Consider the following 20,485-nt stretch of genomic DNA (forward strand, 5'->3'; position numbering starts at 1 on the left):
GTAACTTCCTTGGGACCTTGGGCAAAGCCGGCCCGAACGGGCCGGCTTGTGGTTTGCTGGTGGATTAGAACTTCTGGCTGTAGTCGAGGTAGTAGATGCGACCGTCGATGCTGTAGAGCTCGTCGTCATAGGTGAAGCCATCGCTCTCGAGGGACGGGCCCACGTTGAACATGTTCTTCACGCCGACCTGGATCTTGCCGTTCCAGGGCGCTTCCACGCCGACGTTCAGGTTCCAGGTGGTCTGGGACGCGATGTGGCCCACTTCCTCACCGGTATCGGCGATGTAGTCCTGGCTCTGGGAGTCGATGTAGTTCGCGCTCAGGTAGGTATCCATATTCCACCATTGGGGAACGTTGACACCCACACCGGAGCTGAAGCGCATCTGGGGCAGACCGTTCTGGCCGATCTTGTCGATGACGGGACCACCGGCGTACAGACCTTCCTTGTACTTCAGGATGTAGGTACCGCCCAGGTCATAACGCACGGTGGCGTAGTTCAGGTCGTAGGTGTAATCCACCTTCAGGTCGAGGCCGGAGGTCTCGAGGGTCCCCAGGTTGACCATGGGCGCGATGGCGTTGCTGATCTTGCCCTGGCTGTTGCGGGTGATGCTGCTGGAGCTGCCGCTGTTCAGTTCGTCATAGATGAGAGACTGCAGGGAGTTCAGCTGGATCACGTCCTCGATCTTGATGGTGTAGTAGTCCAGGGAGAGGTTCAGGTCATCCACCGGGCTGTAGGCCACCCCGAAGTTCCAGGTGTCCGCGGTCTCTTCCTTCAGCTCCTCGTTGGAGGTACGGGTGGTGTCGTACTGGCGGTTCGGGCAGTCAGCCGCGGAGATGCCGTTGGCCTCGCAGTAGACGTAATCCTTCGCCCAGTCGGCAGAGAAGGAGTCAGCCGAGTAGAGATCGCTCAGGCTGGGGGCGCGGAACGAACGGGACCAGGAGGTGCGCAGCATCAGGTTGTCCAGCGGCTGGTAACGCAGGCTCGCCTTGGGGGAGAAGGCGCTGCCGAAGTCGCTGTACTTGTCGAAGCGACCGGCCACGTTCAGCTCGATCTGCTCGGTGATGGGCACCAGGGACTCGATGTAGGCGGCAGTCACGTCACGCACGCCACCGGAGGAGTTGCCGGAGGAGCCGATGATGTTGCCGGCTTCGGACTGGGCGTCGTACTTGTCGGCATAGACCCAGTCGTTGTACTCGGCACCGGCGTACCAGCTGACCGGACCGGCCGGCAGTTCACCCATGTCCCACTGGACACCGGCGTACCACTGGTAGAAGTCCATGGTGGAGCGGCGGCTGGTGTCGGCGGCCATGGAGGCCGTGGTGGAGGCGTCGAACTCGCCACCGACGAACTTGCCGTCTGCGACCGCCTGCTGGGCGGCGGACTTCAGCACGTAACCGGTGCCGTTCTCCTTGTTGTCGGTCTTGGAGTACATGTAGCCGGCGTTCCACTGCATGTCGCCGACGCTTTCGGTGGCGATGGTGCCTTCAAAGCCGAGGTTCATGCTGCCGGTGGTGTCGGTGACATAGTTGTCACGGGGACCGACGTTGCTGAAGCGGTAGTAGGCGTAGGCAGCCTCACCCAGACCCTGGGTGGCGGCGGCATCCAGGCCGTTGTCGGCGAAGAACTGGGCGTTCTTCGGGTTGGCCGGGTCAATGGTGAAGGCACCGGCGGCCGGGGCGAAGCGGCCGAAACTCTCGACTCGGGAGCCGATGATCTGCGGCACGAAGTCCACGTTGTCGTTGATGTGGTAGCGACCGTTCACGTACAGGGTGTCACGGCTGCGGGAGGCCGTGGTGGCCGCGACCTGGCCGTAGTTGAAGTTACAGCCGCCCTCGAACCCGACGAAGGGCTCCTTGCATGAGCCGTCGGCATTGGTGGCGCCGGCCAGGGGGCCGTATTTCCAGATGGGGTCGCCGTTGGCGTCAAGACCCGTGATCCCTTCCACGTTGCGGCCGTAGGGGCTCGGGGAGTCGTTACCCTGTTTGGAGAGATAGTCACGATCCCGGGCGTAGATGACGTCCTTCTTGTCGTGCTCGTAGACCGCCATCAGGGAGCCCTTCTCGCCGGCCACCCCTGCCACGATGGAGCCGCTCTTCTCGTCGCCGCCCTCTTCGCTCGGGGAGCCGATGCGGCCCTGGAAGTCCAGCCCTTCGTAGCCCTCTTTGAGCACCACGTTGATCACGCCACCAATGGCGTCGGAACCGTAGATGGCGGAGCCGCCGTCCAGGTTGACCTCGACCCGCTCAACGGCGGCCATGGGGATGGTGTTGAGGTTGATGGAGGTGCCGCCCATGGTGGGGGAACCCGCTACCCGCTTGCCGTTCAGCAGAACCAGGGTACGCTCGGAACCCAGGCCGCGCAGGCCGACGGTGGATTGGGACTGGAAGGAGCTGCCGGAGGCAGGGGAGACGCCGCCAAAGGAGTTGTAGGAGGCTTGCTTGAGGTAATCGGCGACGGTCTGCTGACCGGATTGCTCGATTTTCGCCTTGGTCACGGAGACGACCGGGGTGGCGCCTTCCACATCGACCCGGGAGATCCGCGAGCCGGTGACCTTGATTTTTTGCAGTTTTTCTACGTTCTGGCCCTCTTCGGCCAGGACAGGGGTGGCCACAACTGCCGCGCTCGCCAAGGCAAACGCTACGGCAGCAGAGAGTCTGCTTTTCCTAAGCATCGCTAGTATCCTTCCTGATTGTTTATTGTTTGCTTCCATTACCGCCCTCGTTGGAGCGGTGCGTAAGGCTTATCAAGGTTTGGTGATGGACGTCAAATGGAGCGGCGGGGATGGGGGCTGCAGGGGGAATTAGATGGGAATATGCACTTGATGGAATATTTTTGGCGTTTTATTCCGTAAATGCCGCATCAACTTATGTAAAGATGTTGTTAAGTTCGATTTTTACAATTTTATTGATTATTTTTGAACTTATCGATAAGTCGCTTGTCACTCCAGTGTCGATATCGAGAAAACGGTTTTTTGCAGTATTTTCATCTGCTTTTATGGCGAGAGCGTTTTCCGGGGAACGGAGGGTGGGGGCGGCTATCCCTCTTCTTTTATAGGTAAATGAGAAAATAACCCGACTTGTTCTTAACTTGTTGATTTTGTTCTGATTGGTATGGATTAAAACACCTGTGTAATTAATTTTTTAATAATTAAAATCGAGTTTGACGGGGCGGCGTAGCAGTTTTTTATATTGAAGTTGGGTTTTTTGGAAAAAATCATCCGCGGGATATGCTGCGGGGGGACATTCCCGGTCGCAGACTGGGTTCTACTTGATTTTTGTTGCAGAGCTTTTACAGTGACCGAGCCGGATTGTCTGTCAATGCCAGTCAATTCAGTGAGTAATGCCAGGTAAGGATAGGCCCGTCACCGGATGTGACTGGCCATAAAAGAACAACAAGGACGAGGTTCCACCATGCTGTCGTATTTCCTACGTCGGATGCTTTTGATCATCCCGACGTTTCTCGGTATCACCCTGCTCGTCTTCACCATCACCCGCTTCGTGCCGGGCGGCCCGGTCGAGCGCATGCTGCTGCAGGCGCAGGTCTCGCAAAACGAGTCAGGCCGCTCCAGTGGCAGCAAGGGGGCGCAGGCACTCTCCGACGAACAGATTGAAGAGCTCAAGGCGTTCTACGGCCTCGACAAGCCCATGCTGGTCGCCTACTGGGACTGGTTGCAGAAGCTGGCGGTGCTGGATCTCGGGGAGTCGACCCGTTATTACGAGCCGGTGTGGGATCTCATCAAGGAGAGGTTGCCGGTGACCGCCTTCTTCGGGCTCGCCACCTTTCTGCTGAGTTATGCCGTCTCCATCCCGCTCGGGGTGGCCAAGGCGCTCAGGCACAACAGCCGCTTCGATTCCCTGAGCTCGATGCTCATCTACATGGCCTATGCGCTGCCCGCCTACGTGGTGGGGATCTTCCTCATCACCGTCTTTGCGTTCCATCTGGAGTGGCTGCCCATGGGGGGCTTCCCGGGGGACGAGTTTGACGGGATGGAGAGCAGCTGGGATCAGATCCGCACCGTCTTCGCCCACGCCCTGCTGCCCCTCATCGCCTACGCCATCGGGGATTTCGCCATCCTCACCATGACCATGAAGAACAGCCTGATGGAGAACCTGTCGGCGGATTATGTGCGCACCGCCGTGGCCAAGGGGCTGCCGTTTCGCAAGGCGGTGACCGATCACGCCATGCGCAACAGCCTGATCCCCATCGCGAGTCACCTGGGGTCGGTGCTCACCGTCTTCTTCGGGGGCTCCTTCCTCATCGAGACCATCTTCAACATCGACGGCATCGGCCTGCTCGGTTATGAGGCCATTGTCGAGCGGGATTACCCCACCGTCATGGGCATTCTGGCCATCACCTCCATGCTGATGCTGGTGGGCAACATTGTCTCCGACATCTGCGTTGCCCTGGTCGATCCCCGCGTGCGGTTTGGAGAGTGAGCATGAACCTGAATCCGGTAACGCTGAAAAAACTCAAGCGCTTCAAGTCGATAAAGCGCGGCTACTACTCCTTTGTCATCTTTTCGGTCCTGGTGGTCATCTCTCTGCTGGCGGAACTGCTGGTCAACAGCCGGGCCCTAGCGGTGAGTTATCAGGGGGAGCTCTATTTCCCCACCTATGGGGACGTGATCCCGGGCCAGCACTTCGGGCTCGACTACGAGTACGAGACCAACTACCGCCAGCTCAAGAGCCAATTTGCGAAGGAAGATAAGGGGGATTGGGTGTTGCTGCCCCTGGTCCCCTGGAACCCCTATGAGCAGGACTTCAAGGAGGAAGCCTATCCGCCCTATGCCCCGAGCCTGGCGGAGCGCCACTTCCTCGGCACCGACACCAGCGGTCGCGACGTATTGGCACGGCTGGTCTACGGCTTTCGCATTGCCATCGGCTTTGCCTTCATCGCGCTGGTGGCGAGCTATGTCATCGGGGTCAGCATCGGCTGCATGATGGGGTTCCTCGGCGGTCGGTTCGATCTCCTGATGCAGCGTTTCATCGAGATCTGGTCCCAGGTGCCCTTCCTCTACGTCATCATGATCCTGGTCTCCCTGGCCAAGCCGAACTTCGGCCTGTTCGTCGGCATCAACGTGCTGTTCGGCTGGATGGGGATCACCTGGTACATGCGCACCCTCACCTACAAGGAGCGGGCGCGGGACTACGTGATGGCGGCGCGGGCCCAGGGGGCGAGCACCAGGCGCATCATCTTCAACCACATTCTGCCCAATACCCTGATGATGATCGTCACCCTGGCCCCGTTTGCCGTGGTGGGCAACATCTCCACCCTGACGGCGCTGGACTACCTGGGCTTTGGCCTGGCGCCGCCGACCCCGAGCTGGGGGGAGCTGCTCTCCCAGGGGATCAACAACCTCGACGCCATCTGGATCGTGAGTTCGGTGGTGGCGGCGGTGAGTCTGGTGCTCATCATGGTCTCCTTCATCGGGGAGGCCATCCGGGAGGCGTTCGATCCGCGCAAATTTACCCGTTATCAGTGAGCGGTGGCGCCTTGCCTGGGCACATCGACAGGACCCTTAATGAAGACGCCCCCAGTGCAGGGGCATGACCAGGAAGTCAAACATGAACAATAAAATCAAATGGACAGGTGCTCTCTTTCTGCTGTTGAACGGATCCTGGGTGTGGGCGGCCAGCCTGCCCGCGGATCTGACGTGGGAAACCAACGACACCGACCCCGTGTTCGCCTCTCCCAAGGCGCTGCCCGGCGGCAACCTCAATCTCTTCGTCGACAGCTTCCCGCTGACGTTTCGCACCGTGGGGCCGGATTCCAACGGCTCGTTCCGTTCCTTCATCCTCGACAACCAGATGAGGCTCATCAGCTTCCATCCCAACACGGGCAACCCCATTCCGGCCCTGGCGAGTGCCTGGGCCATCGCGCCGGACAGCCAGACCGTCTATTTCAGGCTCGACCCGCGCGCCAAGTGGTCCGACGGCAAGCCGGTCACCGCCGATGACTACACCTTCGGCTACGAGATGATGCGCTCCAAGGACATCAAGGGCCCCTGGTTCAACAACTACTACACCACCGAGGTGGTGGCGGTGGAGAAGATTGACGACCACACCATCCTGGTCAAGGCGGGCAGCCGCAAGGCCAAGCTCGATCTCCTCAACACCACCGAACTGTGGCCCCAGCCCAAGCACTACTACAAGATGGGCCCGAACTGGGTGAAGCAGTACAACTGGGCCGTGGTACCCACCACGGGCCCCTACGTGATGAGCGACGTAAAAAAGGGCAAGTCCGTCACCTTCAGCAAGCAGAAGGAGTGGTGGGCAAAAGACGATCGCTACAACCAGCACAGGTTCAACCTCGACACCATCAAGGTGCAGGTGATCCGCGACCACAACATCGCGTTCCGCCACTTCCTCAAGGGGGAGCTGGACACCTTCGAGATGATCCTGCCCAACTGGTGGCATGAGAAGGCGGTCACACCGGAGTACAAGCAGGGATACGTGCAGAAGGTGATGGCCATGACCGACACCAAGCAGGGGGGGCAGGGGGTTCACCTCAACGTGGCCAATCACAAGCTGGCGGATCTCAACGTGCGGCTCGGTATCCAGCACGCCTTCAACATCGACAAGATGATAGAGACGGTGCTGCACGGCGACTATGACCGCGCTACCACCTTCGGCTCTGGCTTCGGGGCCTTCACCGACATCGCGCTCCCTGAGCGGGCCTACGACATCGCCAAGGCACGGGAGTACTTCGCCAAGGGCGGTTACGGCAAGCAGGGACCGGACGGCATCCTGCAAAACGACAAGGGAGAGCGGCTCACCCTGGCCCTCACCTACACCAGCCAGGAGCACTCCAAGCGGCTGACCGTGCTCAAGGAAGAGGCCAAGAAGGCGGGCCTGGATCTGGAGCTCAATCTGGTGGATGGCGCCACCGGCTTCAAGGTGATGCTGGAGAAGAAACACGAGGCGGCCTGGCTTGGCTGGGGGGGCGGCGGTCTCTATCCGCAATACTGGGAGTCCTTCCACTCCGACAACGCCAACAAGCCCCAGACCAACAACCTGTTCAACGTGGCTGACAAAGAGCTCGACAGCCTGATCGACGCCTACAACGTCGAGTTCGACATGGACAAGCGGGCCGCGCTTTCCCACCAGATCCAGCAGCGGATCTATGATCTCGCCATCTTCGTGCCCGGCGTCCAGCTCAACTACGTGCGAGCCAGCAGCTGGCGCTATGTGATGCTGCCGGAGGTGCCCGCCACCCGCAACACCCCGGATCTGCTCTACTGGCCCATGGATGGCTACCCCCACAGCAGTGGCGGCCTGCTCTGGATCGATCCCAAGGTGAAGGAGGAGACCCAGAAGGCCAAGGCTGACGGCAAGGCGCTGGCCCCCATCACCCTGATCGACAAGACCTATGCACATCATTGATGTGGCCCAGAAGGGAGCAGCAGTCATGCCCAACACACAGGCCACCGCCCCCGGCACCAGAGATCATGAGGGGCAGTCTCTGTCCCCCATCCTCGAGGTGCGGGATCTCGAGGTGGAGTTCGCCGTCGACGACGGCAAGATCAAGGTGCTCGACGGGGTCAGCTTCCAGGTCGCCCCGGGCCAGACCCTGGGGATCGTCGGCGAGTCCGGCTGCGGCAAGAGCGTCACCTCGCTGGCCATCATGGGGTTGCTGCCAAGGCCTCACGGTCAGGTGGTAGGGGGCTCCATCCGCTTTCAGGGGGAGGAGCTGCTCAATCTGCCGCCGGAGCAGATGTACAAGGTGCGCGGCAACCGTATCTCCATGATCTTTCAGGAGCCCATGACGGCCCTCAACCCGGTGCAGACGGTCGGCGATCAGCTGATGGAGGTGTTTCGCCTCCACCGCCCCGATTACAGCAAGGCCCAACGCCGTGACGCCGCCATCGCCATGTTGAAGAAGGTGGGGATCCCCGAGCCTGCCCAGCGTTTCGCGGCTTATCCCCACAATCTTTCCGGCGGCATGCGCCAGCGGGTGATGATCGCCATGGCGCTGGCCTGCGAACCTGCCCTGCTCATCTGCGACGAGCCGACCACGGCGCTCGATGTGACCATCCAGGCCCAGATCCTGGATCTGATGAAGGAGCTGCAAGCCCAGACCGGCATGGCCATCATCTTCATCACCCACGATCTCGGGGTGGTGGCGGAGCTGTGCGACGAGGTGGTGGTGATGTATGCCGGGCGTGCGGTGGAGCGGGCCGATATCTATGAACTGTTTGACCACCCGCGCCATCCCTATACTCATGGTCTGATGGCCTCGATCCCGCGTCTGGAAGATGTGCCAAAGAGCCTGCTCAAGACCATCAAGGGTCAGGTGCCCGCCCTGCACGAGATGCCGGCGGGGTGCCGTTTCTCCAACCGCTGCCCCCATGCCACGCCCCTTTGCGTGGAGACCATACCGGTGACCGAGCAGTTGAGCGAACGCCACGGGGTGGCCTGCCACCACTGGAAGGAGGTGAGCCTATGAACGGCCTGGTGTGGGTACGGGGTGTCGCAGGGCAGCCTGGCGGCGGGAAGGCGACCTGGTCGTCTGCTGCCATGAATCGTCGGGGATGGAAGTCATGACCAGCTTGTTGTCGGTAAGCAATTTAAAGCAGCATTTCAAGATGGGTGGCGGTTTCTTGCGCAAGCAATACACCGTCTACGCGGTGGATGGCATCAGCTTTGATCTCAGGCAGGGGGAGACCCTTGGCCTGGTGGGGGAGTCGGGATGCGGCAAGTCCACCCTGGGGCGTTCGTTGCTCAAGCTGTTCGAGCCGAGCGCCGGCTCCATCACCTTCGAGGGGCGTGACATCACCCACCTCTCGCCCAAGGAGATGCGATCCCTGCGTCAGGAGATGCAGATCGTGTTCCAGGATCCCGCAGAATCCCTCAACAGCCGCCACACGGTTGGGCAGATCCTGGAGGAGCCCTTCATCATCCACGGTAAGGGCAACGCCGAACAGCGCCGGACATGGGTGCAGGAGCTGCTGGAGAAAGTCGGCTTGCCCGGCAGCGCGGTGGATCGCTACCCCCATGAGTTCTCTGGCGGCCAGCGACAGCGCATCGGCATCGCCCGCGCCATCGCCCTCAAGCCCAAGCTGCTGGTGTGTGACGAGGCGGTGTCGGCGCTCGACGTGTCGGTGCAGTCCCAGATCGTGAACCTGCTGCTCAATCTGCAGCGGGAGATGAACCTCGCCATCATCTTCATCGCCCATGACCTGTCGGTGGTCAAGCACATCTCGGACCGGATTGCGGTGATGTATCTGGGCCGGATCGTCGAGCTGGCCGAGGCCCAGGCACTCTACCTGGCACCGCGCCATCCCTATACCCAGGCGCTCATCTCCGCCATTCCGGTGCCGGATCCACGGCGGCGCAGCCAGCGCATCCTGCTGACGGGGGATGTGCCGTCCCCCATCTCGCCGCCGAGTGGCTGCCACTTTCACCAGCGCTGCCCCCATGCAACGGATCTGTGCCGCACCCGCTCGCCCGCCCTTGAGGCGTGCGGCGGGCAGGGGCATCAGGTGGCCTGCCATTTCCCCTTGCCCGTGCAGGAGGCGGTGCCACTGGGAAAGGCGATATGATGCCGGCGCCCGCCGCGTCGCGACCGGCATCGCTGCAAGGTGGCACCGAGGAGGCGCAATAGAGGCGGAAACGGGATAAAAAAATGGGGCCTGCGGGCCCCATCTTCATGGTTGGAGTTCAGGTTTGGCCGTGGGAATTCTGGCCCGGGCAGGACAGCGCCCCGATGGGGGTGGCTGTTGTGTGGATTGCTGAGTTGTTTTGTAGTTTTATTACGTTGCCAATTTCAACTTCCGGACAGGCGATATCAGGCGCCATAACGGAAGTAGTAATTGCGGGTTGCAGGCGCATAAGTGTCTTTCTCTTCAGCACCTTTCTTGCTGGTTGCACCCTTCAGGTGGAACAGCACTGCCAGATTCTCGAACATATGATGACCTCGTTTCTCTGTGGTTCATGGGTTGTGTGACCTTGGTCACGTTCTGATCCTAGGGGTATATGTGAGCTGGATCAACTTTTTGTGTTGTAAATTTACATAAATCATGGAAAGGGTTTTCAAATGCAGACCTGTTCATGGATACGGTTTCAAGCCAGTGCCACGCGTGGAATCGGGGATATGAGAGAGGTGGCCGAGGAGGGAGCACAAAAAAGATGCCCCGCACGGGGCGGGGCATCGGTATGGTCGTGAGCTGGCTTACTTGGCCGGGATATGTTCCAGCACGTGAACCAGCAGTTGCCAGAAACGCTCGACCGCCGGGATGTGTACTTTCTCCCCCGGTGCGTGGGCGCCACGGATGGTCGGGCCGAAGGAGACCATGTCCCAGTCCGGGTAGGCGCTCTTGAACAGACCGCACTCGAGGCCTGCGTGGATCACCATGACATTCGGCATCTCGCCAAACAGGGTCTGGTAGCTGCTTCGCACCAGCGCCATGACCGGTGAGTCAACGTTCGGGGCCCAACCCGGGTAGGCGCCGGTGAACTCGCAGCTGGCGCCGGCCAGGGTGAACAGGGAGCGGGTCATCTGCTCGATGTTCTCGCGACCGGAATCGATGAGGGAGCGGATCAGGCACTGCACATAGACTTCCCCCTCGAGTGTCTTGATGACACCCAGGTTGGTGGAGGTCTCGGTCACGCCCGGGATGGCGTCGCTCATGCGCATCACCCCGTTCGGGCAGGCCATCAGGGCATCCAGCAGGCGGCTTTGCAGGGACTCGCTCATGAGCTGGGCCGGTTTCTCCCGGGCGGTGAGCAGCACGGTGAGGTTGGCCTCGGTGGCGGCCAGCTCGCTCTGATAGATGCCGGCGTAGCGGTCCACCAGAGCCTTGAAGTCAGTCACGTTGGCGGCGGGCACCAGCAGGCTGGCGCGGGCCTCGCGGGGGATGGCGTTGCGCAAGGTGCCGCCACTGAGATCGCCAAGGCGCACCCCCAGCGGTTCGGCGGCCTTGAGCAGACGGACCAGCAGCTTGTTGGCGTTGCCGCGGCCGCGATGGATGTCGACCCCGGAGTGGCCGCCGCGCAGGCCCTTGACCTGCAGCTCGAATCCTTCACCCTCGGTGGCAGCAACCAGCGCCAGGGGGAAGCGGATATTGGCATCGACCCCGCCGGCGCAGCCCATGTAGACCTCGCCATCCTCTTCGGAGTCGGTATTGAGCAGGATCTCGCCCTCCAGCCAGCCCGCTTCCAGACCGAAGGCGCCGGTCATGCCGGTCTCCTCGTCGGTGGTCAGCAGCACTTCCAGCGGGCCGTGCTTGATGGTCTTGTCGGCCAGCACGGCCAGGCAACCCGCCATGCCCATGCCGTTGTCGGCACCCAGGGTGGTACCACGGGCGGTGACCCATTCGCCATCGATGTAGGCATCGATGGGATCGGTGGTGAAGTCGTGCTGGGTGTCGGCGTTGGCCTGGGGCACCATGTCGATGTGGGCTTGCAGCACCACGGCCTTGCGGTTTTCCATCCCCGGCGTGGCCGGTTTCTTGATGATGATGTTGCCGACGGCATCTTGCTTGACCGCCAGGCCTTCTCCCTGGGCCCACGCCACGATCCAGGCGCTCAGCTGGGCTTCGTGCTTGGAGGGGTGGGGGATGGAGCAGATCTGCTCGAAGAATTGCCAAATCAACTTGGGAGACAGAGAACTGAGCTGTGCCACGTCGGGACTCCTTACCAGCATGGAAAATGTCGGGCCCCACTCTGCGGGCCGGGGAAGAGGATAACGATAATACAGTCAATCACGCAAAAATGTGAGCGATCAGCGCAAATGACGCTCTGCTTGTGCTGGGAAAGGGAGCATGGATGGCGAACTTCACTACCTGCCTTATTCGTGTCAGCACAACATCAATTTTGTGATGCCAGTCACAAAAATATTGTCTTTTGGGCGCCGGGTGGTAAATTAGCCGCCGTGGCCAGCCCACTTGTCAGGATGACAATCAATGCCTCCAGGGAACCGAAGCAAAGCAAGTGCGCCTCCATGGAACCGAGTGTCAGTTCAAGGATGTGAACCCGCATTAAGGTACGTAACTTGTTAAGCAATCAGGAGTTTATGATGTCAGGCAGCAATTCAACCTATTGGTTTGCCCAATCTCTCTATACCCAGGGCTTCAACTATCCGAATCCCTACGCTACCCGCCGTTAAGGCTCGCAGGCGTCACAGGTAACAGCAGCAGGTGCGTGAGGATCCTCTCCTCCCCCTGCTATTTTTTTGCCCGAAAGTCATTTGGGTGTCGAACGGCTACCATTTCGGTGCCGCCGGAGCCCTCCCAAAAGGGCGACAGAGCGGAAGATGGCGGACATTTCCTGTTTTTCGCATACGTTTGCCGCTCAATTTATCCATAAAGAGTGCTATCATACCGGCCCAACAGCCGGCCCGAGATCGGGAGTCCACCCGACATGGCCGCCAGCTACACCCCATCCCTGTTCGCATTGCATCCGTTTTTGCCGCCGAGGCGTCAGCCCCGAGGCCGAAAAAGTGCAAGCAAAATTCGGGAAACGGGGTGCCAGAATTGACCTGAACCCGTCTCTTTGCCGGGTTTCGCCTCATAAGTGATTGCTTTATAACTCGTTGAGATCGATAGCATGCCAAAAAAGTTCTATGTATCGTGGGATAACCTGCAACGCGAAGCGCGCCGTCTGGCCCGTCGTCAACTGCCTGTCAGCCAGTGGAAAGGGATCATCGCCGTCAGTCGCGGTGGTCTGGTGCCTGCGGCCCTGATGGCCCGCGAACTTGGCATTCGCAATGTCGAAACCCTCTGCATCTCCAGCTATGACCACGACAACCAGCGCGAGCTGGTGGTGGTGAAGGCTGCCACCACCGCAGGTGACGGCGAAGGCTGGCTGGTGGTGGACGATCTGGTGGACACCGGCGGCACCGCCAAGGCGATCCGCGAGCTCTACCCCAGAGCCAAGTTCATCACCATCTTCGCCAAGCCCATGGGCGAACCCCTGGTGGATGACTTCGAAGTCGCCATTCCGCAGGATACCTGGATTGAACAGCCCTGGGACATGGCGCTGGAGTTCGCCAAGCCGATCTGCGACGAAGCGTAATCGCCGCACTGGTCGCGACCAGTGACTCCCCGGCATTCGGGAGCGGACTGATCCGTCGTGATGCAAGGTTGACCACATTGAGCCCCTTTTGGGGCTCAATGCGTTTCTGGTGTGGCTGCTCGATGTGAAAAGTGGTTAAGATGGGACATTGTTTGAGACAGAAGAGCCACCATTTTGGAACCAAACGACGATACCAATCTGACGGAAAAGCTGTTTACCCGGGTCAAAAAGGTATTGGAAACTTCCGAAGTCTCCAACTCTAGCCCCGTCGACGAGCAAGACAGCGCACTGTCTGACAGCTTCATCGATGGCGCCCTGTCGCCCCGCTGGTATCGCCTGCTGCGCAGACCGACCTGGGCCTGGCAGGGGGCCGATCCCGTCGAGGTGGAGCAGACCCTGGCGCACATCGCCATGGGGCAGGGGGAGCGCAGTCACGAACGCTATCTGGACACCATCAAGGGCTATGTGCCCGGCAACTGGGTCTATGAGTGGAGCCAGCTCGCCGGCCGTTATTTCAATACGGGGCGGACGCTGCTGGGGGAAGGGGATCGCGCCGCGGCGCTGAAGAGCCTGCTCAAGGCAGTGCGCTACTACTCCATCGCAAGCTACCCCCACCTCAAGCACGACGAGCTGGCGGATCAGGCCCAGTTGCTCGGCAACATGGCCTATCGCGAGGCCGGACGCCTGTTCAAGGTGCCCCTCAAGGAGTTGCAGGTCCCGTTTCGGGGCAAGACCATCCAGGGCTACCTGCATCTGCCCACCACCGAGAAACCTGTGCCCCTGGTCATCATCAGCGGTGGCATCGATTCGCTTCAGGTGGACTTCCTCAACTTCTATTTCAAGTGTCTCGAGCCCCACGGCATCGGGATGCTCTCCCTGGACATGCCGGGCACCGGCTATGCCGAGCACTGGCCCCTGGTGCAGGACACCAGCCGCCTGCACCAGGCGGTGCTCAACTACCTCTCGGAGGTGGCCTGGGTCGATCACCAGCGCATCGCCATGGTGGGGTTCCGCCTCGCCGGCAATGTGGCGGCTCGTCTCGCCTTCGTCGAGCCGTTCAAGCTTAGGACCGTGGTCTGCATCGGTGCCGGCATCAACCAGGTGTTCACCAATCAGGAGATGTTCGCCCGCTGCCCGCGCATGATGCGCGACGGGCTGGCGAACCGGCTGGGGGCGGACGCGGCCCAATGGGATCTGCTGCGCACCAAGTGCCAGGTCTTCTCCCTCAAGACCCAGGGATTGCTGGGGAGTCGCACTTCCGTGCCGATATTGAGTATCGGGCACAAGAAAGATTTTATTTGTCCCGAGCAGGATGTCCGGGCATTGGCCGCTGCGAGTCGCAACGGCAAGGCGGTGGTGTTTGACAAGCAGCCGCTGCTCGAGGTCTATGACGAGGCACTGAAAGAGACGGTAGATTGGCTCAAAAAGCACTTATGTATATGATATAAAACTAAAAATGTAACATCACCATGTGATGGTATGGCTTGTTCAACAGGGAGGTTAGCATGTCAGAAAGAGTGACTTACAAGCGATTGCTGCGGCAGTTCGCGGCCATTGGCCCCTATTTGCGTGAAGACCTGTGCGAGGAGGGCCGCTACCGCTTTGACTGCCTGTCCGTCTGCGTCAGCGCCAAGCCTGCCCCGGACAAGCGGGAGTTCTGGGGCTGGTGGCTGGTGCTGGAGCAGGCGGATCACAGCTTCAGCTACCACTATCAGACGGGATTCTACAACGCGGACGGGGAGTGGATCGACAAGGCGCTGCCCAAGAAGCATCAGGCGGAAGTGGAACGCACCCTGCAACATTTCTACAAGCTGATCAGCGGCAAGTTGACCCAGCTGGAGTGTACTCTCTCCCCCGCGAAGCAGGTGACTGCCGAACTGAGCGTGACGGCAGCCTGATCCCCAAGCCCCGCATCTTCCCGGTGCGGGGTACCCCGATGCTTTGTCACCGAGCCCGCAACTGCCTGGCGAGGCTTAATTGCCTTGCAGGGCAGGGGGGGCGTGGGTATAAAGGGATTCCTTACTTTTCTAACCCTTCGTTCCCATGGAAAACAGAACCATAGTCGTCAAACTGGGCACCAGCGTGCTCACCGGGGGATCTGCCCGCCTCAACCGTGCCCACATGGTCGAGCTGGTCAGACAATGTGCCGCCTTGCATCGACACGGGCACCGTGTCGTGCTGGTCACGTCGGGGGCCATCGCCGCCGGTCGTGAGCATCTGGGCCACCCTCCGCTGGCGCCTACCCTGCCGAACAAACAGATGCTGGCGGCGGTGGGTCAGACCCAGCTCATCCGGGTATGGCAGGACCTGTTCAACCTCTACGGGCTGCACATCGGCCAGATGCTGCTGACCCGCGCCGACCTGGAAGACAGGGAGCGCTACCTCAATGCCCGCGACACCCTGCGCACCCTGCTCGATCACCGCATCATCCCCGTCATCAACGAGAACGACGCCGTGGCCACTGCCGAGATCAAGGTGGGGGATAACGACAACCTCTCCGCCCGTGCCGCCATCCTGGCGGATGCGGACTTGCTGATCCTGCTCACGGATCAGAAGGGACTCTTCACCGCCGACCCGCGCACCAACCCGGATGCCCAGCTCATCGAAGAGGTGCAGACCATAGACGACACCCTGCGCTCCCTCGCCGGTGACAGCGTGAGCGGCCTTGGCACCGGTGGCATGGCCACCAAGTTGCAGGCCGCCGACGTGGCGCGCCGCGCCGGGGTGGACGTGGTGATCGCCACCGGCCAGATCCCGGAAGTGATCGGCCGCCTCGCCGCCGGGGAGCGGGTGGGGACCCTGTTCCCGGCCCTGGCATCCCCCCTGGAAGGGCGCAAGAGCTGGATCCTGGCAGGGCCCCCTCCTCACGGCGAAGTGCAGGTGGATCAGGGGGCCGTGGCCGCCATGCAGGAGAAGGGCTCCAGCCTGCTGCCCAAGGGCATCGTCGCGGTGAAGGGAGATTTCGTGCGTGGCGACGTGGTGCGTATCCTGGATCCCAAGGGGAGCGAGCTGGCTCGCGGTATCTGCCGTTACGACCATCTGGAGCTGGATCGGCTGCGGGGTGTCCACTCGGATCAGATTGAACAGGTATTGGGTTACGGCTATGGGGCCGTGGCCATCCACCGTGATGACATGGTGCTGCTCTGAACAGGGCGGTACCGCATGAACAAAAGGGAACTGTGATGAGTCTGGAGAAAATGGGGCAGGCGGCCCGTGAAGCCGCCTATCAACTGGCCACCGTCAGCACGGCACAGAAGAACCGGGCGCTGGCGGCCATCGCCGATGAACTGGAAGCACGCAGTGCCCAGATCCTGGCGGCCAACGAGAAAGACATCGCCGCCGGGCGCGAGGCGGGGCTCACGGAAGCCATGCTGGATCGCCTGCTGCTCAACCCGGCGCGCCTTGCCGGCATAGTGGCGGATGTGCGCAAGGTGATCACCCTGGACGATCCGGTCGGGGCCGAAATCGACAGCCGGGTGCTGGAGAATGGCCTGCGCCTCTCCCGTCGCCGGGTGCCCATCGGGGTCATCGGCGTCATCTACGAGGCGCGCCCCAACGTCACCATCGACATCGCCAGCCTCTGCCTCAAGACCGGCAACGCCAGCATTCTGCGTGGCGGTCGCGAGACCTTCCACTCCAACCTGGAGCTGGTGCGGGTGATCCAGCATGCCCTGGCGGCGTCCGGCCTGCCCGAGGCGGCGGTGCAGTACATCGACAATCCGGACAGGGCGCTGGTGGCCGAGTTGCTGCGCCTCGACCGCTACGTGGACATGATCATACCCCGCGGCGGCGCGGGTCTTCACAAGATGTGCAAGGAGAACAGCTCCATCCCCGTCATCATCGGCGGGTTCGGTATCAGCCATATCTTCGTGGACGAGAGCGCCGATCTGGCGCGTTCCCTGGCGGTCATCGAGAACGCCAAGGTGCAGCGCCCCTCCGCCTGCAACGCCCTCGATACCCTGCTGGTACACGAGAAGGTGGCGGCCACCTTGCTGCCGCAACTGGTGGCTCTGATGAACGAGCGCAAGGTGACCTTGGTGGGGGCGCCCAATGCCATGGCGCTGCTGGCTGGCAGTGACAACCTGTGCGACGCGGGGCCGGAAGATTTCGACACCGAGTGGCTGGGGCTGACCCTGGGGGTCAAGGTGGTGGCGGACGTCAACGAGGCGCTCGCCCATATGCGCGAGCACAACGCCGGCCACTCCGATGCCATCCTGACCAACTCCCTCGCCAATGCCGAGCGTTTCGTCAACGGGGCCGGTTCGGCGGCGGTCTATGTCAACGCCTCCACCCGCTTCACCGACGGCGGCCAGTTTGGCCTCGGGGCCGAGGTGGCGGTCTCGACCCAGATGCTTCACGCCCGTGGCCCCATGGGGCTGACCGAACTCACCAGCTACAAGTGGGTGGGGCAGGCGGATTATCTCAGCCGTGCCTGATCCAGGCACGCTCAGCAAGCAGGACAATGCCGACTCAGGTCGGCATTTTTGTGCTTTTTTATTGCTCGCAATCAATGGCTTGCATATAACTATCCAGCAGGATGCGGTGTCACCCGGGGCATCAGGCCAGCGACAGCAAGGGGAGCAACTTCAAGGATGAAGGGACAGGATAGGAGTGCGTGGTGGGGCAGCCTCTGGCTGAGCCTGCCACTGCTGCTGGGGGCGCTCTGTTTCAGCGGCGCCAGCCACGCCAGCTGGGACCAGGATCTCTATCGTCAGCTCGGCCTGGCTGGCAAGCTCGACAGCCGCGTTTTTCGCAAGGCCCTGGACGGTTACCAGAGCGTGCGCCACAAGCGAAAACCCATTCTCACCATCATCGACTACAGCAAGCCCTCGACCATGCGCCGGCTGTTCGTCATCGACGTCAAGCGCCACAAGCTGCTCTACCACACCTGGGTCAGCCACGGCCGCAATTCGGGGGAGCTGGCCGCCCGCCAGTTCTCCAATCAGATGAATTCCCGGCAAAGTTCCCTCGGGGTCTATCGCACCGCCGAGACCTATCAGGGCAAGCACGGTTACTCCCTGCGTCTCGACGGCCTCAGTCCCGGCAAGAACAGCAATGCCCGCAAGCGCGCCATCGTGGTGCACGGGGCGGATTATGCCAGCCCCAGGCATCTGCAGAAGTTTGACAAGCTGGGGCGCAGCTGGGGATGCCCGGCCCTGCCAAGGGAGCAGTCCAGGGCCATTATCGACACCATCAAGGGAGGGAGCGTCATCTATGCCCATGGCTGAGACCTTGCCCGCGAGCCTGCTGCGAGGGCGTTACCAGGGCTGGTGGGTGGCACCTTGCCGACGATCTCTCGTTATCCCTCGTGCATCGGTTCTGAGATGAGCATCTCATGGCAATCAACAGCAAAAAGGCCAGCATATGCTGGCCTTGGCGCATCAGGCGGGGATTATTTGCGGACCACCAGCACAGGGCAGGGAGCGTGGCGCACCACGGATTCCGCCACGCTGCCCACCAGCAGGTGGCTGATGCCGGAGCGGCCATGGCTGCCCATGACCACGAGATCCACCTTGTCTTCCTTCGCCTGGAGGACAATTTCATCGGCGGCGCGGCCAAAGCGGACCTCGAATTTGGCCGGAATCGGCAGGCAGGCGACCAGTTCCTTGAGCTGACTCTTCGCCTGGCGTTCCATCTCGTGGGTGATCTCGATGGCCGTCATGTGCAGGATCTTGTAGCTGTCGAAGCCGTGCAGCTGATCCACCACGTGGACCAGTTTGAGCTCGGCCTGGTGGGTGTTGGCCATGAAGACGGCGTAGTCGAGTACCGCTCTGGACATCTCGGAGAAATCGACGGGGCAGAGCAGGGATTTGATGGTTGGCATGAGAATCTCCCCTCAAGTTGGGCTACTAATGAATCTTGTTTGCCATGATACGCTGTGGGGCGACAATAACCCTCGACCCGCTCGCAAAATGGGGAAAATGTCGGCCGGGACTCTGTTTTTCTATGCTATCTGTATGCCTGAACGGGCCGTCCGGCGGTGAGCATCTGCCGAGTGCCATATCACTGAGGATATTCATGGTTCGTCTTTTTCTGTTCTGTTGCCTGCTGATCACCTCGTTCGTGCGGGCAGACACCATACACGTCTATTGCGACGACTGGCCCGGCTTCTGTCACCGGGACGGCAAGGGGGTCTATCTGGATGTGGTTCGAGCCATCTATGAACCCCTGGGGCACGAGGTGAAGCTTCACATGGTGCCTTACAAACGGGCACTGGCGGTGGTGTCGCAAAAGGAGGGGGACATGGCGATGGGGGTCTATCGGGGAGAAGTGCCCGGGGTCCATCAGCCCGACTACCCCGACTCGGCGGACTACGTGAGCGTGGTGATGCAAAAGCGCTGGCTGCCGCACTGGGCAGGGGAGCACAGCCTCAAGGAGCAGGAGGTGCTCTGGCTGAGGGGGTGGGCCTTTGACAAGTTCATCCCGGAGCCGATGCGCTGGTTCGAGATAGACAGCCACGAGATGGCGCTGCAATTGCTGCTCAAGGGGCGTTACCGCTACTACCTGACCGACGGCGCCCTCTACCCCGAAGGCTCCCTTCCCCCCGAGCTGGTACAGGTATTCCTGCGCTGGATTCCGACCTACCCCATCTTCGCCGATACCCCGAAGGGCAGGCAGTTGCACGGGCTCTGGGATCCCGGCATGCGGACACTGATAAGGCATGGCAAGCTGGCGGAGATCTATCGGCAGAACAAGCTCTACGACTACTACCAGGACTTTCTCAGGGAACAGGTGGTGCGGGCGAACAAGCCACAGCCCTAGCTGTCGGGCCTGATACCGTCATCGGGCCCCGCTTGTCCTGCCTCAGCCTTTGGCTCTGTGCGTCTTGGCCAACCTGTCATAGAGGATGACGTTGACCGAGGCGGCCAGGTTCATGCAACCCTGAGTCGGCACATAGATGACCTCCTTCACCGCCGCGAAGCGGGCGGGTTCCAGGGTGCCATCCTCCGGGCCGAAGATGTAGAAGGCTCTCTCGGGGTGCACGTAATCCGGCAGGGGCGTGGCCCCCTCGATCAAATCCACCAGCACTGGGGTGCAGCCCTCGGGCACGAAGTCCAGCAGCTCCTCGACCCCGAGCAGGGGGATCTTCTCCACCATCTGCTTGGTGTCGGTGACAAAACGCCTCGCCAGCTCGAAGCGCTGCCCCGTGTAGTAGACCTCGTCCGCCCCGTAGCAGCCGGCGGCCCGCATCACGGCACCCACGTTCTCCGGGGATTTGGGATTGACCAGCCCGATGGCGCAATAGTCCCCACCCTCCCGGGCATCTGCCCGGTGCTGCCCGGCAGCGCCTTCATCTGACACTTTCATCTCTCTCTCCTGTGTGGCGGCGCATTATACCCCCGGTGGGCCCCTTGCCCAGTGTGTGGGGCGGATTCCCGCAAGGCGGGCCCAACAAGGGGGCGGTTGCACCGTGGCGGCGCAGCCCGACCCCCTGATGCGCAATGGCGGCGCCCCTTGCATCCTGGCGCGGG

At 61.3% G+C, this 20,485-nt stretch carries 16 protein-coding genes; 12 read left to right on the plus strand and 4 right to left on the minus strand.

Annotated features, from left to right (window positions below):
* Nucleotides 1-64: 64 nt before the first annotated feature.
* Nucleotides 65-2,671, minus strand: a complete 2,607-nt coding sequence (locus AB5Y93_RS09515; RefSeq protein ID WP_069652064.1) for a TonB-dependent siderophore receptor — start codon at nucleotides 2,669-2,671, stop codon at nucleotides 65-67.
* Nucleotides 2,672-3,410: 739 nt separating this feature from the next.
* Between AB5Y93_RS09515 and AB5Y93_RS09520 the strand changes: the two genes are divergently transcribed.
* The 5 genes from AB5Y93_RS09520 (at nucleotide 3,411) to AB5Y93_RS09540 (ending at nucleotide 9,541) form a co-directional block, all read left to right on the plus strand.
* Nucleotides 3,411-4,436 carry an ABC transporter permease subunit gene (locus AB5Y93_RS09520; RefSeq protein WP_010675471.1) on the plus strand — a complete coding sequence of 342 codons (1,026 nt, stop codon included), beginning with the start codon at nucleotides 3,411-3,413 and terminating at the stop codon, nucleotides 4,434-4,436.
* A gap of 2 nt (nucleotides 4,437-4,438) precedes the next feature.
* On the plus strand, nucleotides 4,439-5,482 hold the full coding sequence (locus AB5Y93_RS09525) for an ABC transporter permease (RefSeq protein WP_041212459.1): 1,044 nt from the start codon (nucleotides 4,439-4,441) through the stop codon (nucleotides 5,480-5,482).
* Nucleotides 5,483-5,564: 82 nt separating this feature from the next.
* Nucleotides 5,565-7,382 carry an extracellular solute-binding protein gene (locus AB5Y93_RS09530; protein WP_368229231.1) on the plus strand — a complete coding sequence of 606 codons (1,818 nt, stop codon included), beginning with the start codon at nucleotides 5,565-5,567 and terminating at the stop codon, nucleotides 7,380-7,382.
* 25 nt (nucleotides 7,383-7,407) lie between these two features.
* Nucleotides 7,408-8,445 carry an ABC transporter ATP-binding protein gene (locus AB5Y93_RS09535; protein WP_368229232.1) on the plus strand — a complete coding sequence of 346 codons (1,038 nt, stop codon included), beginning with the start codon at nucleotides 7,408-7,410 and terminating at the stop codon, nucleotides 8,443-8,445.
* A 94-nt stretch (nucleotides 8,446-8,539) separates the two neighbouring features.
* Nucleotides 8,540-9,541 (plus strand): ABC transporter ATP-binding protein, encoded by a 1,002-nt coding sequence (locus AB5Y93_RS09540; RefSeq protein ID WP_041212969.1) that lies wholly within the window; start codon nucleotides 8,540-8,542, stop codon nucleotides 9,539-9,541.
* Between the two features lie 629 nt (nucleotides 9,542-10,170).
* On the opposite strand, the gene AB5Y93_RS09545 is transcribed toward AB5Y93_RS09540, so the two are convergent.
* Nucleotides 10,171-11,622: an aminoacyl-histidine dipeptidase gene (locus AB5Y93_RS09545; RefSeq protein ID WP_368229233.1), complete on the minus strand. Its 1,452-nt coding sequence runs from the start codon at nucleotides 11,620-11,622 to the stop codon at nucleotides 10,171-10,173.
* Nucleotides 11,623-12,545: 923 nt separating this feature from the next.
* On the opposite strand from AB5Y93_RS09545, the gene gpt reads away from it, so the two are divergent.
* From gpt to AB5Y93_RS09575, 6 genes are all read left to right on the plus strand, one after another.
* A complete protein-coding gene (gene gpt, locus AB5Y93_RS09550; RefSeq protein WP_039040347.1) occupies nucleotides 12,546-13,013 on the plus strand; it encodes a xanthine phosphoribosyltransferase in 468 nt (155 codons plus the stop codon).
* A gap of 174 nt (nucleotides 13,014-13,187) precedes the next feature.
* Nucleotides 13,188-14,456: an esterase FrsA gene (gene frsA, locus AB5Y93_RS09555; RefSeq protein WP_368229234.1), complete on the plus strand. Its 1,269-nt coding sequence runs from the start codon at nucleotides 13,188-13,190 to the stop codon at nucleotides 14,454-14,456.
* Between the two features lie 62 nt (nucleotides 14,457-14,518).
* Nucleotides 14,519-14,911 carry a sigma factor-binding protein Crl gene (gene crl, locus AB5Y93_RS09560; protein WP_039040346.1) on the plus strand — a complete coding sequence of 131 codons (393 nt, stop codon included), beginning with the start codon at nucleotides 14,519-14,521 and terminating at the stop codon, nucleotides 14,909-14,911.
* 145 nt (nucleotides 14,912-15,056) lie between these two features.
* The gene (gene proB / locus AB5Y93_RS09565; RefSeq protein WP_010675460.1) at nucleotides 15,057-16,160 is read left to right on the plus strand and encodes a glutamate 5-kinase; all 1,104 of its coding nucleotides are present in this window, start codon (nucleotides 15,057-15,059) and stop codon (nucleotides 16,158-16,160) included.
* Between the two features lie 32 nt (nucleotides 16,161-16,192).
* On the plus strand, nucleotides 16,193-17,449 hold the full coding sequence (locus AB5Y93_RS09570; protein WP_262512438.1) for a glutamate-5-semialdehyde dehydrogenase: 1,257 nt from the start codon (nucleotides 16,193-16,195) through the stop codon (nucleotides 17,447-17,449).
* Nucleotides 17,450-17,605: 156 nt separating this feature from the next.
* Entirely contained in the window at nucleotides 17,606-18,241 is a 636-nt protein-coding gene (locus tag AB5Y93_RS09575; protein WP_042016892.1) for a murein L,D-transpeptidase catalytic domain family protein, read from the plus strand.
* A 164-nt stretch (nucleotides 18,242-18,405) separates the two neighbouring features.
* Here the strand turns inward: AB5Y93_RS09575 and AB5Y93_RS09580 are convergent, their stop codons facing one another.
* Nucleotides 18,406-18,837, minus strand: a complete 432-nt coding sequence (locus tag AB5Y93_RS09580) for a universal stress protein (protein ID WP_010675457.1) — start codon at nucleotides 18,835-18,837, stop codon at nucleotides 18,406-18,408.
* A gap of 194 nt (nucleotides 18,838-19,031) precedes the next feature.
* On the opposite strand from AB5Y93_RS09580, the gene AB5Y93_RS09585 reads away from it, so the two are divergent.
* Entirely contained in the window at nucleotides 19,032-19,775 is a 744-nt protein-coding gene (locus AB5Y93_RS09585; protein ID WP_368229235.1) for a hypothetical protein, read from the plus strand.
* Nucleotides 19,776-19,817: 42 nt separating this feature from the next.
* Here the strand turns inward: AB5Y93_RS09585 and AB5Y93_RS09590 are convergent, their stop codons facing one another.
* On the minus strand, nucleotides 19,818-20,321 hold the full coding sequence (locus AB5Y93_RS09590; RefSeq protein ID WP_368229236.1) for an RNA methyltransferase: 504 nt from the start codon (nucleotides 20,319-20,321) through the stop codon (nucleotides 19,818-19,820).
* Nucleotides 20,322-20,485 lie beyond the last annotated feature (164 nt).

The sequence above is a fragment of the Aeromonas sp. R10-1 genome, assembly GCF_040908465.1.
Classification (GTDB): domain Bacteria; phylum Pseudomonadota; class Gammaproteobacteria; order Enterobacterales; family Aeromonadaceae; genus Aeromonas; species Aeromonas caviae.

Excerpts from the sequence above, each read along its gene's own strand:
- crl (WP_039040346.1), top strand. The coding sequence starts at position 14,519 with ATGTCAGAAAGAGTGACTTACAAGCGATTGCTGCGGCAGTTCGCGGCC.
- AB5Y93_RS09590 (WP_368229236.1), bottom strand. The coding sequence starts at position 20,321 with ATGAAAGTGTCAGATGAAGGCGCTGCCGGGCAGCACCGGGCAGATGCC.
- AB5Y93_RS09515 (WP_069652064.1), bottom strand. The coding sequence starts at position 2,671 with ATGCTTAGGAAAAGCAGACTCTCTGCTGCCGTAGCGTTTGCCTTGGCG.
- AB5Y93_RS09530 (WP_368229231.1), top strand. The coding sequence starts at position 5,565 with ATGAACAATAAAATCAAATGGACAGGTGCTCTCTTTCTGCTGTTGAAC.
- gpt (WP_039040347.1), top strand. The coding sequence starts at position 12,546 with ATGCCAAAAAAGTTCTATGTATCGTGGGATAACCTGCAACGCGAAGCG.
- AB5Y93_RS09575 (WP_042016892.1), top strand. The coding sequence starts at position 17,606 with ATGAAGGGACAGGATAGGAGTGCGTGGTGGGGCAGCCTCTGGCTGAGC.
- AB5Y93_RS09525 (WP_041212459.1), top strand. The coding sequence starts at position 4,439 with ATGAACCTGAATCCGGTAACGCTGAAAAAACTCAAGCGCTTCAAGTCG.
- AB5Y93_RS09585 (WP_368229235.1), top strand. The coding sequence starts at position 19,032 with ATGGTTCGTCTTTTTCTGTTCTGTTGCCTGCTGATCACCTCGTTCGTG.
- AB5Y93_RS09540 (WP_041212969.1), top strand. The coding sequence starts at position 8,540 with ATGACCAGCTTGTTGTCGGTAAGCAATTTAAAGCAGCATTTCAAGATG.
- proB (WP_010675460.1), top strand. The coding sequence starts at position 15,057 with ATGGAAAACAGAACCATAGTCGTCAAACTGGGCACCAGCGTGCTCACC.
- AB5Y93_RS09580 (WP_010675457.1), bottom strand. The coding sequence starts at position 18,837 with ATGCCAACCATCAAATCCCTGCTCTGCCCCGTCGATTTCTCCGAGATG.
- AB5Y93_RS09520 (WP_010675471.1), top strand. The coding sequence starts at position 3,411 with ATGCTGTCGTATTTCCTACGTCGGATGCTTTTGATCATCCCGACGTTT.
- AB5Y93_RS09535 (WP_368229232.1), top strand. The coding sequence starts at position 7,408 with ATGCCCAACACACAGGCCACCGCCCCCGGCACCAGAGATCATGAGGGG.